Here is a 14717-nt window from a genome sequence, read left to right as displayed (position 1 = left end):
CGCTAGGGGGCACCCCCGACATCGAGAGCGCGAGAAAGCGCGGCTCAGGGCGCTTGTGAACCTGATGAGGCGACGGTGCAGGTCGAGTCGCGCTCGATCGACGCGGCTACGCCGTCAGGAACGCGTCGAGCGCCGCGAAGACGGCGGCGGGGTTCTCGAGCTGGGGCAGATGGCCGGCTTCAGGGATCAGCTCGAAGCGGGCCTCTGGAATCGCCGCGGCGAACGCGCGCCCGTAGTCGGGCGTGACCACGCCGTCGGACTCTCCCCAGAGCACCAGCGTCGGCACCGTGATCGCGCCGAGCCGCTCGCCGAGGCTCTGGTCGCGCATGTCGCCGGCGACGGCAGCCAGGGCGGCCTGATTGCCGCGTACGATCGCGAGGCCTTCCGGCGTCGGCGGCGGCACGACGAGCTTCGACGGGTCGTGGAAGCTGAACTTCGCGATCTCCTGAGGCGGCAACCCTGCGATGTCGCGCACGGGGTGCTCGGGAACCTCGATGCCGACCGCGTCGATGAGGGCGATGCGGCCGACGCGGCCTGCGGTGTCGGCGAGCGCCATCTCGGCGGCGATCCAGCCGCCGAGAGAGTTGCCGATGACGACGACGTCGTGCTCGCCGGCATCCGTCAGCTCGCTCAGGAAATGGCGCGCGAGGGCACCCGGGCTGTCGAGCTCGTCCGGGCGAGGGGTGCCGTTCCAGCCCGGAATGGTCGGCGCGAGCACGTGGGCCGACTCGGCGAGGTGGGCGGCGATGGGGCCGACGGTGGCGGGTCCGCCGCCGCCATGGAGGACGAGGACGGTGGGGTTCTGAGGGGTCTCGGTCATGGCGCTCACGCTATATCAACATATTTATATACGCAAGCTGATATGCTGGATTCATGACCGCGACCCCGCAGACCACCGGCCGGCTCCTCAAGCGCGCGCAGTACCGCAACCACCGCGCCGCCGATCGCGCGCTCGCGGCGATCGGTACCACCCTCGTGCAGTGGGACGCGCTGCGCGCTATCGACGAGTTCCCGTCGGCCTCGGCGCACGCGCTCGCCGTCACGACCTTCCAGAGCGACCAGTCGTTCGGCGCGCTCGCAGGCCGGCTGATCGCCCAGGGGCTCGTCGAGCGGTCGCCCGGTCACGGCCGGCGCGTCGAGCATCGGCTGACGGATGCCGGCAAGAAGATGCTCGCGGAGGGCCAGGCGGTCACCGCCGAGGTCACGGCGAGGTCGTTCCACGCGCTCTCGCAGGCTGAGCTCGAAACCCTGCACGCGCTGCTCGACCGCGTCGGCGAGGCCCCCGACTGAGCTGAGGCCGGGTTGCCCGGGTCGTCACAAATGCACGCCAGCAGCGCTCGAAGCGTGCTTAAGTGACGACCTGGGTCGGGCGCGTGTGCCCGGTCGTCAGAAACGCGCGCAAAACCTGCCCGCTTCCGTGCAAACGCGACGACCGGGCTCAGCCGAGCCGCGCGCCCGCGGCCCACACGCCGCGCACGCGCCATTCGTGGTCGAGCAGCACCGCATCGGCGGCGTAACCGGGGGAGAGCAGCCCGAAGCGGTGCCCGAGCCCGAGCGCGTGGGCCGGCACCGTGGTGAGCGCCGCGACCGCCGCGACCGGCGGCAACCCCACGAGCTCGATCGCGTTGCGCAGCGCCTGGTCGAGCGTCAGGGTCGAGCCGGCGATCGAGCCGGCGGAGCCGTCCGCCTCGCGCAGCCGCGCCACCCCGCCGACGACGGAGACGTCGAGCGAGCCGATCTTGTAGGCGCCGTCGGGTGAGCCGGTCGCCGCCATGGCATCCGTGATGAGCGCGATCCTGCCGGGCGCTGCGTCGAACGCGAGTCGAGCTACCGGCGGCGCGACGTGCACGCCGTCGAGGATCAGCTCGACCGTCACCCGCGGGTCCTGCAGCGCGGCGACGATCGGCCCCGGCGCGCGATGGCCGATGCCCGGCATGGCGTTGAAGGCGTGCGTGAGCAGGCGCGCACCGCGGTCGAAGGCGGCGGATGCCTGCTCGTATGTCGCCTCGGTGTGCCCGACGGCCACCTGCACGCCGGCCTCGACGAACACGTCGATCGCCTCGAGCGCGTTCTCGCGCTCGATCGCGAGCGTGATCTGCCGCAGCGTGCCATGCGCGGCGGCGATGAGCCGCTCGACAGCGGCGGGCGACGGGTCGATCAGGAAGTCGGGGTTGTGCGCCCCCTTGCGCTCGGTTGCGAGAAACGGGCCCTCGAGATGCGCGCCGAGCACGAGCTCGTCCTCGGCGGCGAGGTCGGCGATCGCGGTGAGCGAGGCAGTGAGCTCGTCGAGCGGGTTCGCGACCAGGCTGATCACCGAGCGGGTCGTGCCGTGCGCGCGGTGCACCTCGAGCGCCTTCGAGATGGCGTAGGCGCCGTCGTCGAAGGCGAAGCCGCCCGCTCCGTGGCCGTGCAGGTCGAGGAATCCGGGCACCAGGTGCTGGCCGTGGGCGTCGTGAACGACTGTGGCAGTCGACGCATGTGCGTGCCAGCCGTCGCCTGTCCCCGTGGCCATGATCTCGCCCCCCTCGGCGGCCAGCCAGAACTCGTCGGCCTCCCCAGCGGCGTCGATCTTGCGGGCCGAGTGGATGACGAGCTCAGCGGGCATGCTCAGAACTCCCGGCGGTTCACGATCAGGCCGGTCGCGAGGGCGACGACGGTGAAGACGCCGAAGATGATCCACTGATGCATGTCCGCCCAGGCATATGCCGCGGTGCCCATCACGACGATCTCGACCAGCGCCTTCACGAACGGATCCACGGCGAGCACTGCCTTCGGCGCGCGGAACAGGCCCCAGAGCACGATCGCGATGACGGGCGCGCCGATGCCGACGACGATATTCAGCCAGAAGGGGAACGTCACGAATCCCCAGATCGCGAGCGTCACGATCGCGAACACCTCGCAGAGGAAGCGGAGGGCGTCGACCACCCCGATCTGGGGCTGCTGCGGGCTCTCGGCGGCTTCTCGTGCGGTCACGGGTTCAAGGGTATCGAGCAAAGGCTGGGGAGATACGGATGCCTGAGCCGCTGCTGCCTGTCTCCGGGATCTGCGCCGAATCCAAATGATTGCACTCTGCTAGCATCAATATCATGGGCACGCTCTATATTCGCGACGTCGACAGCACCGCGATCGAAGTCCTCAAGGCGCGCGCGGCCGCAGCCGGAATGTCGCTCTCGGCCTATGTCGGCGGTGAGATCGTCAAGATGGCCAAGCGTCCGACCAACGCCGAAGTCGCCGAGCGACTGAGGACCATGGACCGGACGAACGGTCCTACGCGGGAGGAAATCCTTAAGGCGCTTCATGAGAGTCGGCGTTGATCGTCGTCGACGCGTCGGCGATCGTTGAAGTACTCGTCGCCAGGCGACCGGCATCTGAACTGATCGACGTCATTCGCGAGGACCTCGCCGCTCCGCACCTGATCGACGTCGAAGTGATGTCAGTGCTGCGGGGTCTCTCACTCGCGGGAAAGCTCGACGACTTCGGCGCGGCGAGCGCCCGTCACAACTTCATGTCACTCGCGATCGACCGGCACGGATTCGAACCTTATGCCGAGCGCGTTTGGGCGCTGCGTCACGGGCTGACCAGCTATGACGCCAGCTACGTGGCGCTTGCTGAGGCGCTCGACGTCGAACTGGTCACATGTGACAAGAAGCTGCTGGCGCCGAGCCATCGGGCTCGGGTCCGGTTTGTGCCGGCGGCGCGCTGACCGCGCCTTGCCTACCGGAAGATGGCTGCGCCGATGGCGATCATCTTCACCGGAAGATGATCGTGCGCGCGCCGTCGAGCAGCACCCGGTGCTCGCTGAACCACTTCACCGCCTGGCGCAGCGTGCGCGACTCCTCGTCCTGCCCGGTCGCCATCAGCTGCGCCGGCGTCGCGGTGTGGTCGACGCGCACCACGTTCTGCTCGATGATCGGACCCTCGTCGAGATCCGAGGTCACGAAGTGCGCCGTCGCGCCGATGAGCTTCACGCCGCGCGCGTGCGCCTGGCGATAGGGATTCGCTCCCTTGAACCCGGGCAGGAACGAGTGGTGGATGTTGATCGCCCGGCCGGTGAGCGCCGCGCACAGCTCGGGCGAGAGGATCTGCATGTACCGCGCCAGCACTACCAGCTCGACGCCGTGCTTCTCGACCTCCTCGAGCACGCGGGCCTCGAAGGCCGCCTTCGACGCGGCATCCGTCACGGGCATCGATGCGAACGGCACACCGTAGAACTCTGCGAGGCCCGCGAGGTCGGGGTGGTTCGCGAGCACGAGCGGCACGTCGATCTCGAGGTGGCCGCTGCGGGTGCGGTACAGCAGGTCGTTCACCGCATGGCTTGCCTTCGACGCGAGGATCAGCGTCTTGGTCGGCCGCCCCACGACGTCGAGATTCCACTCCAGTTCGAAGCGCGCGATGACGGGCGCGAGCGCCGCCTCGAATTCGGCGCGGTCGACGGATGCCTCGACCTGAAGCCGCATGAAGAAGCGGCCGGTGTCGGCCGAGGCGAACTGCTGGCTCTCGGTGATGTTGCCGTGGGCGGCGACGATCGCTCCGCTGACGGCGTGCACGATGCCGGGCCGGTCGATGCAGACGAAGGTGAGGACCCAGTGCGTGGGCGCGGAACTCATGCGCTCCAGGCTATCGGCGCCCGTAGGGTGGCCGTATGCGATACGTGAAGCTCGGCAGCACCGGTCTCGACGTCAGCGCCATCGCCCTCGGGTGCATGAGCTTCGGCGAGCCCGCCGCGGGCGGCCATCAGTGGGCGATCGGCGAGGAGGCATCCCGCCCGCTCATCAAGCAGGCGCTCGAGGCGGGCATCACCTTCCTCGACACCGCGAACGTGTACTCGGGCGGCACCAGCGAGGAGATCGTGGGCCGCGCCATCAAGGACTTCACGAGCCGCGACCAGGTGGTCCTCGCCACTAAGGTCCACGGGCGCATGCGCCCGGGGCCGAACGGCGCCGGCCTGTCGCGCGCCGCGATCATGATGGAGATCGACAACTCGCTGCGGCGCCTCGGCACCGACTACGTCGACCTCTACCAGATCCATCGCTGGGACTCGGCGGTCCCGATCGAGGAGACCATGGAGGCCCTGCACGACGTCGTGAAGGCCGGGAAGGCGCGCTACATCGGTGCGTCGTCGATGTGGGCGTGGCAGTTCGCACAGGCGCAGTACACGGCAGAGCTGAACGGGTGGACCCGGTTCGTCTCGATGCAGGACCACTACAACCTCATCTACCGCGAAGAGGAGCGCGAGATGCTGCCCTTCTGCGCCGATCAGGGCGTCGGCGTGATCCCGTGGTCTCCGCTCGCGCGCGGCAAGCTCACCCGCGACTGGGCCGAGACGACCAAGCGCACTGAGACCGACCGGCTGCTGAACGAGAACAACGTGTATGTCGACGGCGATCAGCAGATCGTCGAGCGGGTGGCATCCGTCGCCTCCGATCTCGGCGTGCCACGCGCCCAGGTCGCGCTCGCCTGGCTGCACCACCAGCCGGTCGTGACGGCGCCGATCGTCGGCGTCACCAAGCCAGGGCATCTCGAGGACGCCCTGCGCTCGCTCGACGTCGAGCTGAGCGAGGAGCAGATCGGATTCCTCGAGGAGCCGTACCGACCGCATGACGTCGTCGGGTTCTGACGGCTAGACTTGCGCTGTCGCGACTGGCGTTGAGGTGGGCCACCACCGGGGAGCGGCACGGACTTTCAGACAGCATCGGCCGCACGCCTGGGCCGATACGGATTCCTCGTACGCCATCCGTTGTGTCAGAAAGGCAGCCGGCTATGACCGACAACTTCAACGCCCCTCTCTCTGAGGTCGATCCCGAGATCGCCGAGGTGCTGCGCCTCGAGCTCGGTCGCCAGCGCGACTATCTCGAGATGATCGCGAGCGAGAACTTCGTTCCGCGCGCCGTGCTCGAGTCGGCCGGCTCGGTGCTCACCAACAAGTACGCAGAGGGCTACCCCGGCCGCCGCTACTACGGCGGCTGCGAGTTCGTCGACATCGCCGAGCAGCTCGCGATCGCCCGCGCGAAGGAGCTCTTCGGCGCCGAGTACGCGAACGTGCAGCCGCACTCGGGCGCGAGCGCCAACGCCGCCGTGCTCTCCGCCATCGCGACGCCTGGCGACACGATCCTCGGCCTCGAGCTCGCCCACGGCGGCCACCTGACCCACGGCATGAAGCTCAACTTCTCGGGCAAGCTCTACAACGCGGTCAGCTACGGCGTCGACCCCGAGACCTGCCTCGTCGACATGGACGTCGTGTGCGATAAGGCGCGCGAGCACCGGCCGACCGTCATCATCGCCGGCTGGTCCGCCTACCCGCGGCAGCTCGACTTCGCCGCGTTCCGCGAGATCGCCGACGAGGTCGGCGCGAAGCTCTGGGTCGACATGGCGCACTTCGCCGGCCTGGTGGCCGCGGGCCTGCACCCGAGCCCCGTTCCCTATGCTGACGTCGTCTCGTCGACGGTGCACAAGACGATCGGCGGCCCGCGCTCCGGCTTCATCGTCTCGCGGGACACCGCGCTCGCGAAGGCGCTCAACTCGAACGTCTTCCCCGGCCAGCAGGGCGGACCGCTGATGCACGTCATCGCCGCCAAGGCGACCGCGTTCAAGCTCGCCGCGACCGACGAGTTCAAGGAGCGCCAGGTGCGCACCGTCGCCGGCGCGAAGCTGCTCGCCGAGGCGCTGACCTCCGACGAGTCCCGCGCCGCGGGCGTCAACGTGCTCACGGGCGGCACCGACGTGCACCTCGTGCTCGCCGATCTGCGCGAGAGCGAGCTCTCCGGTCAGGACGCCGAGAACCGCCTGCACGAGGTCGGCATCACCGTCAACAAGAACTCCGTGCCGTTCGACCCGCGGCCGCCGATGGTCACCTCCGGCATCCGCATCGGCACGCCCGCCCTCGCAACCCGCGGCTTCGGCGACGCCGAGTTCGCCGAGGTGGCCGACATCATCGCGAAGGCGCTGCGCCCCGATTACGACCCGTTCGCGCTGCGCGCTCGCGTGCAGAAGCTGACGGATGCCTTCCCGCTCTACCCCGGCCTGGAGTACTGATGACCGCGATCCGTCTCGACGGCGTCGCCACGGCCGCCGTCATCAAGGACGAGCTGAAGACCCGCGTCGACGCGCTGCGCGAGTGCGGCATCCGCCCCGGCCTCGCCACCCTGCTCGTCGGCAGCGACCCGGCCTCGGTCTCGTATGTGACCGGGAAGCACCGCGACTCGGCCGAGATCGGCGTCGAGTCGATCAAGGTCGAGCTGCCCGAGAGCGCCTCGATGGCCGATGTCGAGGCGGCGATCGCCGACCTCAACAGCGCGCCCGAGGTGACCGGCTACATCGTGCAGCTGCCGCTGCCCACGGGTCTCGACGAGCACCGCACGCTCGAGCTGATGGACCCCGCGAAGGACGCCGACGGTCTGCATCCGTTCAACCTCGGAAAGCTCGTGCTCGGCGTCGACGGCGAGATCGACACACCGTTGCCGTGCACGCCGAACGGCGTCATCGAGCTGCTGCGCCGCTATGAGGTGCCGATCGCAGGGAAGCACGTCACCGTGATCGGCCGCGGGCTCACCGTCGGCCGCCCGCTCGGGCTGCTGCTCACCCGCAAGGGCATCGACGCGACCGTCACCCTGACGCACTCGCGCACACCCGACATCGCCGCGGAGGTGCGTCGCGCCGACATCGTCGTGGCGGCCGTCGGCGTGCCGGGGCTCGTCAAGGCCGACTGGGTGAAGCCCGGCGCCGCCGTGGTCGACGTGGGCATCGCGCGCGTCGGAACGACCGAGTCGGGCCGCGCGAAGCTCGCAGGCGATGTCGCGCCCGAGGTGTGGGACACGGCGGGCTGGGTCTCGCCCGTGCCCGGCGGGGTGGGCTTGCTCACGCGGGCGATGCTGCTCGAGAACGTCGTCTCGGCCGCCGAGCGGCTCTAGCTTCCCTCTCGACTGCGCCGGACGGTCACCGTTGCGCTCTACCCGCGCTCGCGCTGTGCGGTGGTGATCGTTCAGCGCAGTTGAGCGGCTACGGTCGATGGTGTGGTGAATACCGAGCATCCTTCTGTCGAGAGTGTGCGCGCGGCGCTCGCCGAGCACGGGCTCGAGCCCGAGATCACGTGGTACGAGGTGGCGACGCCGACGGCGGCGGCCGCGGCCGAGGCGATCGGCACCACCGTGGGCGCGATCGCGAACTCGCTCGTGTTCACGCTCGACGGCGAGCCGATCCTGGTGATGACGAGCGGCGCGCACCGCGTCGACACGGAGTGGCTGGGCGAGCGTCTGGGCGGCACGATCGAGCGCGCGTCGAAGGACACGGTGAAGGATGCCACGGGCCAGACCATCGGCGGAGTGGCGCCCGTGGGGCATCCGTCGCCCATCCGCACTTTCGTCGATGTCGCGCTGCGGCAGTACGAGGTGCTCTGGGCCGCGGCCGGTCATGCGCACACGGTCTTCCCGCTGAGCTATGCCGAGCTGGTGCGCATCACGAACGGCACCGAGGTCGAGGTCGCGTCGCAAGGCTGAAAGCCTCATGCGGCGCCTCGAGCACGCGGCTAGCCTGCGGACCATGAGGCACTCGCGACTCGAGCACGCCGCCGCCCGGGTTCTGCTCGTCGTCGGTATCTTCAATGCGCTCTCGGCCTTCGCCGGCGGGGTGCCGCTGATCGCGCGCCCTGACGGCACGGCGATGGGCATGCCGCTGTCGATGCTCGACGGCACGCCGTTCTCGTCCTTCCTCTGGCCGGGCGTCGTGCTGTTCGTCGTGGTCGGCGGCACGCAGGCACTCGCCGTGGCAGCCCAGCTGCGACGCCGCACCTGGGCTGCCGCTGCCGCGGCGGTCGGCGGCTTCGGGCTCGCGATCTGGATCTTCGTCGAGGTGCTGCTGCTCGGCGGGTTCACCGTGCTGTACGTGCTCTACTTCGGCACGGCGCTGCTGCAACTCGCGGCGCTTCTTGTCAGCCTGGGGCTTTTCGCCGGCGCGTCCGCGGGTGCGAAAAGTACGCCCGCTCGCGATTGAACGTGCGTTTCGCACCTCTGGATCAGGCCGGGCTGCTCGCGTAGAGCACCGCCCGCTCGGCGTAGTGCTGAGCGTTGCGACGGATGCCGTCCACTTCGGCATCCGTCAGCTCCCGCCTGACCTTGGCCGGCACACCGGCGACCAGCGAGCGCGGCGGAACCACCGTGCCCTCGGTGACGAGCGCGCCGGCCGCGATCAGCGAGCCAGCGCCGATCACGGCGCCGTTCATGATCGTGGCGTGCATGCCGACGAGCACGTCGTCCTCGATGGTGCAGCCGTGCAGCACGGCGCTGTGGCCGACTGACACCCCTGAACCGATCGTGAGCGGCTTGCCCGCGTCGACGTGGCAGGCCACGAGGTCCTGCAGGTTCGATCCGGCACCGAGCGTGATCGGCTCGTTGTCGGCGCGCAGCACCGCGTTGAACCACACGCTCGACCCCTCGGCGAGCGTGACTGCGCCGATCAGCGCGACGCCGGGGGCGACGTATGCGGCGGCGGAGTCGTCGGGTGAGCCGATGGGGAGTGACAGCCTCGTCATGCCTCGAGGCTATCGTCCGTCACCGCTCGCGGTGCGCCCCCTGTGACGGCCACACGAGGAACATCTCGGGGCCCGTGTAGCCGTGCTCGGCGAACGCCCCGTCGATCGCGACCTGCACCTGCGTGATCGCCGACACGGGCGTCAGCGCGATGACCGACCCGCCGAAGCCGCCGCCCGTCATCCGCGCCCCGATCGCCCCGTAGTTGAGCGAGATCTCGACGGCGAGATCGAGCTCTGGCGTGGAGATCTCGAAGTCATCGCGCATCGAGCGGTGCGAGGCGAACATCAGGTCGCCGACGGCGGCGTAGTCCTGGGCGCGCAGTGCCGCGACCGTGTCGAGCACGCGCTGGTCTTCGGTGACGACGTGCCGGGCACGGCGGTAGACGATGCCGTCGAGCGTGTCGCGCGCGGCGAGCAGCTGCGGCCAGCTCACGTCGCGCAGGGCACGCACGCCGAGCTCGCGCGCGGCGGTCTCACACGCCGCGCGCCGCTCGGCGTAGCCGCCCGAGACATGCTCGTGCTTCACCTTCGTGTCGATCACGAGGATGGCGAGATCGGATGCCTGCAAGCCGAGATCCACGGGTTCTGAGGACCCGTCTCGGCAGTCGAGGAATAGCGCGGAGCCTTCCCGCGACAGCAGCGAGGCGGATTGGTCGAGGATGCCGGTCGGCGCGCCCACGAAGTCGTTCTCGGCCCGGTGACACACGTCGACGAGCCGAGAACCGTCGAATCCGAGCCGCCAGACCTCGTTGAGCGCGACCGCGAGCGCCCCCTCGATCGCCGCCGATGACGACAGACCTGCGCCGATCGGCACATCGGAGTCGAAGTGCACATCGAAGCCGGGCAGGCCCGCGAGATCCGCGCCGAGCTGCCCGAGCGCCCACACGACCCCGAGCGGGTAGGCGGCCCAGCGGGCGTCGCCGGAGACGCCATCCAACACGGCTGGCCCCTCCGCGGCATCCGCCAGCCTCACCTCGACCGTCTCGTCGCTCTCACCGCTCGACACGCGCACCACGTCGTCGTCGCGCAGCGCGAGGGCGGCGAAGGTGCGCCGGTCGATCGCGAACGGCAGCACGAAGCCCTCGTTGTAGTCGGTGTGCTCGCCGATCAGGTTGACGCGGCCGGGCGCCGACCATATGCCGGCGGGGGCATAAGAGAAGCGCCGCCGGAATCCGGCCTCGACGTCATCGGCCAACGAGCTCATACGGGGTTCTCCTCATCTGCTTTCGCGATCGCGACGCGCAGGCGCTCTGCCTGGATCTCGGGCGGGATGTCGCCGATCCACGCGCCCATCGCCGCCTCACTTCCCGCGAGGAACTTGAGCTTGTCCTTCCCGCGCCGCGGGCTGGTCAGCTGCAGATTCAGCCGGATGCTGTCCCGGTGGGTGTCGACGGGCGCCTGGTGCCAGGCCGCGATGTACGGCGTCGGGTCGCCGTAGAGCGCGTCGACGCCGCGCAGCAGCCGCAGGTACAGCACGGCGAGCTCGTCGCGCTGCGCACTGCTCGTCTCGGCGAAGTCGGCGGTGTGCTCGTTGGGCATGAGGTGCACCTCGACGGGCCAGCGGGCGGCGAAGGGCACGAAGGCCGTCCAGTGCTCGCCGGCCAGCACGACGCGCGGACCGCGCCGTTCGCTCTCGAGGATGTCGGCGAACAAATGGGGCCCGTACTCGTCGATCGAGGCGATCAGCTGCTGGGTGCGCGGTGTCACGTAGGGGTACGCGTAGATCTGCCCGTGGGGGTGCTGCAGCGTCACCCCGATCGCGGCGCCGCGGTTCTCGAACGGGAACACCTGCCTGACCCCCGGCAGAGCCGACAGCGCCGCCGTGCGATCGGCCCATGCTTCGATCACGGTGCGGGCCCGCGAGCGGTGGATCGATCCGAAGGCGCCCTCGTGCTCCGGGCTGAAGCAGACCACCTCGCAGCGCCCGAACGACGCGGCCTCGCGGCCGAGCCCGATGCCGTCAAGATGGGCGGGGTCCAGGGCCGGGTCGCCGGGCTCGGGCAGCGCAGGCCCGAACGACGGCGAGCGGTTCTCGAACACCGCGACGTCGTAGTTCGCCGGGATCTCGCTCGGGTTCTCCGGTGTCTGCGGCGCGAGCGGGTCGAGCGCGGCGGGCGGCATGACGACGCGGTTCTGCCGGGCAGCGGCGATCGAGATCCAATCGCCGGTCAGCGGGTCCTGCCGCATCGTCGCCGTCGGCGGCCGCTCGTCGAGCTCGCGCAGATCGGGCGCGCGGTCCGGCGGCAGGGTGGTGTCGGCGTCGTCGAAGTAGATCAGTTCGCGGCCGTCGGCGAGGGCGTGCACGCGCTTGGTGATGGAACCCACATGACGACGTTAGAAGCCTTCGCAATGAGAAGCAAATCGCTTTCGATTTGACAAGCTGACGGCGAATTCACGAGCATGTCAGCATGCCCGATGGGTCAGACCAGCTCGACGCGGCAACGCGTCGCGCGCGCATGCTCGCCGTGATCGAAGGGGTGTCGTTCGCGCGCGTCACGGATCTCAGCGAGCGGTTCGGCGTCTCCACCGTGACGGTGCGGGGTGACCTGGAATCCCTCGAGGCGGACGGTGCGGTCACCCGCATCCGCGGCGGCGCGATGCCTGTTCGCGGGGTTCGCGAGCGGCCCTTCGAGCAGACGCAGATCGATGCGGCCGAGCAGAAGGCCCGGATCGCCCGGGCCGCCGTCGACCAGCTCGGCTCCGGAATGAGCGTCATGATCGACGTCGGGACCACGACATCGGCCATCGCGCGCGAGCTGGTCGCGCGCTCAGAGCTGCGCGACCTCACCGTCGTCACCAACGGGCTGACCATCGCGCTCGAGCTCGAGCAGGTGCTCGACCGGGTGAGCGTCGTGGTCACCGGCGGGACGCTTCGCCAGCTGCAGCACTCGCTCGTCCCGCCCCTGGCCGACGGACTGCTCGGCCGCGTGCATGCCGACGTCGCCTTCATCGGCTGCACCGGTGTCGACGGCGAGGTCGGCGTGACGAACATCAACCTTCCCGAGTCCGAGATGAAGCGCGCGATGGCGGCTGCGGCGTCGCGCGTCATCGTCGTCGCTGACAGCTCGAAGCTGGGACGAGTGCACATCGGCCGCGTCGTGGAGACAAGCGCGGTCGACGCGCTGATCACGGGGAAGGATGCGCCGCGCTCCGTGATCGCGAGCCTGCGCGCCAACGGCTTGAAGCACATCACCACCGTCTGAGGTCGGCCGCCGGTCAGATCGTGACGACGCCGAACGGATCGAGATCGACCGGATGCCCCGCCACGACGAGCCGCCGCTGCGCAGCGGTCTGATTGATGACGAAACGGATGCCTCCGCGCACCGTCGTCTCGATGCCGTCGACAGCCTCCGGGAAGGGGGCGACGATGTCCGCGTCGACGAGCAGCCTGGCGATGACGGCATCCGCCAGCTGGGGCTGCGGCACCGTGGCGACGTACCACGCAGCCCCGTCATGGCCGGCGGCCCGGCGGGTGACCGCAGGCTGCCCTGCTGCGAGCCCCGTGCCGAAGCGGGCGAGGACCTCGGCGTCGTCGACCGTCGTGAACTCCTGCCATTGCACGGCCGGCCCCTCGAACTCGCCGACGACCGTCACCGTGTCGTCGGCGCCGGGCAGCGGGGCGAACTCCTCGACCTTGACGCCCAGCGCGTGCTGCAGCGCTGAGCCGGCGCCGCCGAGATAGCCGCCGAGGTGCGCATGGAGGTCCCGGTCGAGCACGGCCGTCTGGCATCCGATCACCAGCTGGCCGCCGGCGTCGGCATACGCCCCGAGCAGGTCGATCTCGCTGCGGTCGGCGAGCTGCTGTGCCGGAACGATGACGAGATCGTAGGCGGCGAGCTCGGCGCCGGGGCGGACGAAGTCGGCGACGACGCCGCGGCGCAGCAGCGCCGCGTGCCAGGCGAGCACGACCTCGGGGTAATCGGTCGACGCGGGGACGGCCTCCTGGGAAAGCGCCCACCACGACTCCCAGTCCCACACGATCGCGACCCGAGCGGGCACCTCCGCCCCGAAGGCGGCCCCCTGCGACAGCGCCGCGAGCTCGGCGCCGAGCGCCTGCACCTCGCGGTGGACGCGGGTGTCCGGACCGCTATGAGGGAGCATCGCCGCGTGGAACTTCTCGGCACCGGCCGCGGCCTGGCGCCATTGGAAGTGCAGCACGCCGTCGGCCCCGCGCGCCACGCACTGCAGGGCATGCATCCGGTTCATCCCGGCCGGCTTCGGCACGTTCCGCTCGCGCCAGTTCACGGCGCTGGGGCTCTGCTCCATCAGCAGCCAGGGCTTGCCGCCGCCGAGCGAGCGCATCAGGTCGCGCTGGGCGGCCGCCCGCGACGGCCACGCGGCGTCCGCCGGGTCGGGGTAGCAGTCGTCGCTCACGAAGTCGACCTCGGGCGCCCACTTCCAATAGTCCAGCGGCGCGAACATGCCCATGAAATTGGTGGTCACGGGCACGCCGGGGGAGAGCTCGGCGAGCACGCGCTTCTCCATGCGGAACAGCTCGAGCAGCGCATGGTTGCTGAACCGGCGCCAGTCGAGCTGCTGGGTTGGGTTGCGGAAGGTCGGGGCAGCGCGCGGCGCGTCCACCTCGTCGAAGCTTGCGTAGCCCTGTGACCAGAAGGCCGTGCCCCATGCGCGGTTGAGCTCGTCGATGCTGCCATAGCGCTGCTCGAGCCAGAGCCGGAACGCGGCGACGGATTCCTCGTCGAACGACTCGTGCACATGGCATCCGTATTCATTGTTGATGTGCCATGCCTCGACCGCGGGGTGCGCGCCGTAGCGCGCCGCCAGTTCGCGCACCAGCCGCTGCGCGTACTCGCGGTAGACCCGGGAGCTCGGGCTGTACTGCTGGCGGGAGCCGAAGCCCAGGCGCACGCCGTCGGCCGTGACGGGCAGCGACTCGGGGTGACGCCGGGCAAGCCACGCGGGCGGCGACGCGGTGGCGGTGGCGAGGATGACGCGGATGCCGCCGGCGTGCAGCTTGTCGAGCACGGTGTCGAGCCACTCGAACTCGAAGCGGCCCGGCTCCGGCTCGAGCTTCGCCCACGAGAACACCCCGACGGTCGCCGTCGTGACGTGGGCACCGCGCATCAGCATGACGTCCTCGTCCCAGACGCTCTGGTCCCACTGCTCGGGGTTGTAGTCGCCGCCGAAGCGGAAGCCGTCGAAAAGTGACGTCACGGGAGCTCCTCGATGTGCG

17 protein-coding genes and 1 riboswitch are annotated in these 14717 nt (G+C 70.0%); of the genes, 9 read left to right on the top strand and 8 right to left on the bottom strand.

What is annotated here, in order from left to right:
* Positions 1 to 106: 106 nt before the first annotated feature.
* Positions 107 to 820 carry an alpha/beta fold hydrolase gene (locus ABD708_RS12825; RefSeq protein WP_344755031.1) on the bottom strand — a complete coding sequence of 238 codons (714 nt, stop codon included), beginning with the start codon at positions 818 to 820 and terminating at the stop codon, positions 107 to 109.
* 53 nt (positions 821 to 873) lie between these two features.
* Between ABD708_RS12825 and ABD708_RS12820 the strand changes: the two genes are divergently transcribed.
* A complete protein-coding gene (locus ABD708_RS12820; RefSeq protein WP_344755029.1) occupies positions 874 to 1290 on the top strand; it encodes a MarR family winged helix-turn-helix transcriptional regulator in 417 nt (138 codons plus the stop codon).
* 148 nt (positions 1291 to 1438) lie between these two features.
* On the opposite strand, the gene nagA is transcribed toward ABD708_RS12820, so the two are convergent.
* Both nagA and ABD708_RS12810 read right to left on the bottom strand, forming a co-directional pair.
* The gene (nagA, locus tag ABD708_RS12815) at positions 1439 to 2605 is read right to left on the bottom strand and encodes an N-acetylglucosamine-6-phosphate deacetylase (RefSeq protein WP_344755027.1); all 1167 of its coding nucleotides are present in this window, start codon (positions 2603 to 2605) and stop codon (positions 1439 to 1441) included.
* A 2-nt stretch (positions 2606 to 2607) separates the two neighbouring features.
* On the bottom strand, positions 2608 to 2973 hold the full coding sequence (locus ABD708_RS12810) for a YrdB family protein (protein WP_344755025.1): 366 nt from the start codon (positions 2971 to 2973) through the stop codon (positions 2608 to 2610).
* A 113-nt stretch (positions 2974 to 3086) separates the two neighbouring features.
* Between ABD708_RS12810 and ABD708_RS12805 the strand changes: the two genes are divergently transcribed.
* The gene (locus ABD708_RS12805) at positions 3087 to 3314 is read left to right on the top strand and encodes an antitoxin (protein WP_344755023.1); all 228 of its coding nucleotides are present in this window, start codon (positions 3087 to 3089) and stop codon (positions 3312 to 3314) included.
* The gene (locus ABD708_RS12800; protein WP_344755021.1) at positions 3311 to 3703 is read left to right on the top strand and encodes a type II toxin-antitoxin system VapC family toxin; all 393 of its coding nucleotides are present in this window, start codon (positions 3311 to 3313) and stop codon (positions 3701 to 3703) included. Before ABD708_RS12805 ends, ABD708_RS12800 begins: the two co-directional genes overlap by 4 nt.
* Positions 3704 to 3749: 46 nt before the next feature.
* Here the strand turns inward: ABD708_RS12800 and purU are convergent, their stop codons facing one another.
* Positions 3750 to 4607 carry a formyltetrahydrofolate deformylase gene (purU, locus tag ABD708_RS12795; protein WP_344755019.1) on the bottom strand — a complete coding sequence of 286 codons (858 nt, stop codon included), beginning with the start codon at positions 4605 to 4607 and terminating at the stop codon, positions 3750 to 3752.
* Between the two features lie 35 nt (positions 4608 to 4642).
* On the opposite strand from purU, the gene ABD708_RS12790 reads away from it, so the two are divergent.
* The 5 genes from ABD708_RS12790 to ABD708_RS12770 all read left to right on the top strand — a co-directional run bounded on the left by ABD708_RS12790 (position 4643) and on the right by ABD708_RS12770 (position 8985).
* Entirely contained in the window at positions 4643 to 5617 is a 975-nt protein-coding gene (locus ABD708_RS12790; protein ID WP_344755017.1) for an aldo/keto reductase, read from the top strand.
* Between the two features lie 9 nt (positions 5618 to 5626).
* Positions 5627 to 5717: riboswitch (ZMP/ZTP riboswitch) on the top strand.
* Positions 5718 to 5760: 43 nt separating this feature from the next.
* Positions 5761 to 7032 (top strand): serine hydroxymethyltransferase, encoded by a 1272-nt coding sequence (glyA, locus tag ABD708_RS12785; RefSeq protein ID WP_344755015.1) that lies wholly within the window; start codon positions 5761 to 5763, stop codon positions 7030 to 7032.
* Positions 7032 to 7907: a bifunctional methylenetetrahydrofolate dehydrogenase/methenyltetrahydrofolate cyclohydrolase gene (locus tag ABD708_RS12780; RefSeq protein ID WP_344755013.1), complete on the top strand. Its 876-nt coding sequence runs from the start codon at positions 7032 to 7034 to the stop codon at positions 7905 to 7907. Before glyA ends, ABD708_RS12780 begins: the two co-directional genes overlap by 1 nt.
* Before the next feature lie 102 nt (positions 7908 to 8009).
* Positions 8010 to 8492 (top strand): YbaK/EbsC family protein, encoded by a 483-nt coding sequence (locus tag ABD708_RS12775; protein ID WP_344755011.1) that lies wholly within the window; start codon positions 8010 to 8012, stop codon positions 8490 to 8492.
* Between the two features lie 43 nt (positions 8493 to 8535).
* Complete coding sequence (locus ABD708_RS12770) at positions 8536 to 8985, top strand: hypothetical protein (protein ID WP_344755009.1); 450 nt, start codon at positions 8536 to 8538, stop codon at positions 8983 to 8985.
* Positions 8986 to 9007: 22 nt separating this feature from the next.
* Here the strand turns inward: ABD708_RS12770 and ABD708_RS12765 are convergent, their stop codons facing one another.
* From ABD708_RS12765 to galT, 3 genes are read right to left on the bottom strand one after another with little or no spacing between them, the layout of a single operon-like run.
* On the bottom strand, positions 9008 to 9523 hold the full coding sequence (locus tag ABD708_RS12765) for a gamma carbonic anhydrase family protein (RefSeq protein WP_344755007.1): 516 nt from the start codon (positions 9521 to 9523) through the stop codon (positions 9008 to 9010).
* 19 nt (positions 9524 to 9542) lie between these two features.
* Positions 9543 to 10727 carry a galactokinase gene (gene galK, locus ABD708_RS12760; RefSeq protein WP_344755005.1) on the bottom strand — a complete coding sequence of 395 codons (1185 nt, stop codon included), beginning with the start codon at positions 10725 to 10727 and terminating at the stop codon, positions 9543 to 9545.
* A complete protein-coding gene (gene galT / locus ABD708_RS12755; protein ID WP_344755003.1) occupies positions 10724 to 11848 on the bottom strand; it encodes a galactose-1-phosphate uridylyltransferase in 1125 nt (374 codons plus the stop codon). The genes galK and galT overlap by 4 nt, the downstream gene beginning before the upstream one ends.
* Positions 11849 to 11931: 83 nt before the next feature.
* Between galT and ABD708_RS12750 the strand changes: the two genes are divergently transcribed.
* Positions 11932 to 12726: a DeoR/GlpR family DNA-binding transcription regulator gene (locus ABD708_RS12750; protein WP_344755001.1), complete on the top strand. Its 795-nt coding sequence runs from the start codon at positions 11932 to 11934 to the stop codon at positions 12724 to 12726.
* Positions 12727 to 12739: 13 nt separating this feature from the next.
* Here ABD708_RS12750 and ABD708_RS12745 read toward each other — a convergent pair whose 3' ends face one another.
* The gene (locus ABD708_RS12745; protein ID WP_344754999.1) at positions 12740 to 14698 is read right to left on the bottom strand and encodes a beta-galactosidase; all 1959 of its coding nucleotides are present in this window, start codon (positions 14696 to 14698) and stop codon (positions 12740 to 12742) included.
* Between the last annotated feature and the right edge of the window lie 19 nt (positions 14699 to 14717).

This window comes from Gryllotalpicola koreensis (assembly GCF_039538185.1).
Classification (GTDB): domain Bacteria; phylum Actinomycetota; class Actinomycetes; order Actinomycetales; family Microbacteriaceae; genus Gryllotalpicola; species Gryllotalpicola koreensis.
The sequence above is the reverse complement of the archived record's forward strand: the minus strand, read 5'-3'. Positions and strand labels throughout refer to the sequence as shown.

What these genes read in the sequence shown, in the direction of transcription:
- ABD708_RS12825 (WP_344755031.1), bottom strand. Translation starts at nt 820, where the DNA reads ATGACCGAGACCCCTCAGAACCCCACCGTCCTCGTCCTCCATGGCGGC.
- ABD708_RS12820 (WP_344755029.1), top strand. Translation starts at nt 874, where the DNA reads ATGACCGCGACCCCGCAGACCACCGGCCGGCTCCTCAAGCGCGCGCAG.
- nagA (WP_344755027.1), bottom strand. Translation starts at nt 2,605, where the DNA reads ATGCCCGCTGAGCTCGTCATCCACTCGGCCCGCAAGATCGACGCCGCT.
- ABD708_RS12805 (WP_344755023.1), top strand. Translation starts at nt 3,087, where the DNA reads ATGGGCACGCTCTATATTCGCGACGTCGACAGCACCGCGATCGAAGTC.
- purU (WP_344755019.1), bottom strand. Translation starts at nt 4,607, where the DNA reads ATGAGTTCCGCGCCCACGCACTGGGTCCTCACCTTCGTCTGCATCGAC.
- ABD708_RS12790 (WP_344755017.1), top strand. Translation starts at nt 4,643, where the DNA reads ATGCGATACGTGAAGCTCGGCAGCACCGGTCTCGACGTCAGCGCCATC.
- glyA (WP_344755015.1), top strand. Translation starts at nt 5,761, where the DNA reads ATGACCGACAACTTCAACGCCCCTCTCTCTGAGGTCGATCCCGAGATC.
- ABD708_RS12780 (WP_344755013.1), top strand. Translation starts at nt 7,032, where the DNA reads ATGACCGCGATCCGTCTCGACGGCGTCGCCACGGCCGCCGTCATCAAG.
- ABD708_RS12770 (WP_344755009.1), top strand. Translation starts at nt 8,536, where the DNA reads ATGAGGCACTCGCGACTCGAGCACGCCGCCGCCCGGGTTCTGCTCGTC.
- ABD708_RS12765 (WP_344755007.1), bottom strand. Translation starts at nt 9,523, where the DNA reads ATGACGAGGCTGTCACTCCCCATCGGCTCACCCGACGACTCCGCCGCC.
- galK (WP_344755005.1), bottom strand. Translation starts at nt 10,727, where the DNA reads ATGAGCTCGTTGGCCGATGACGTCGAGGCCGGATTCCGGCGGCGCTTC.
- ABD708_RS12750 (WP_344755001.1), top strand. Translation starts at nt 11,932, where the DNA reads ATGCCCGATGGGTCAGACCAGCTCGACGCGGCAACGCGTCGCGCGCGC.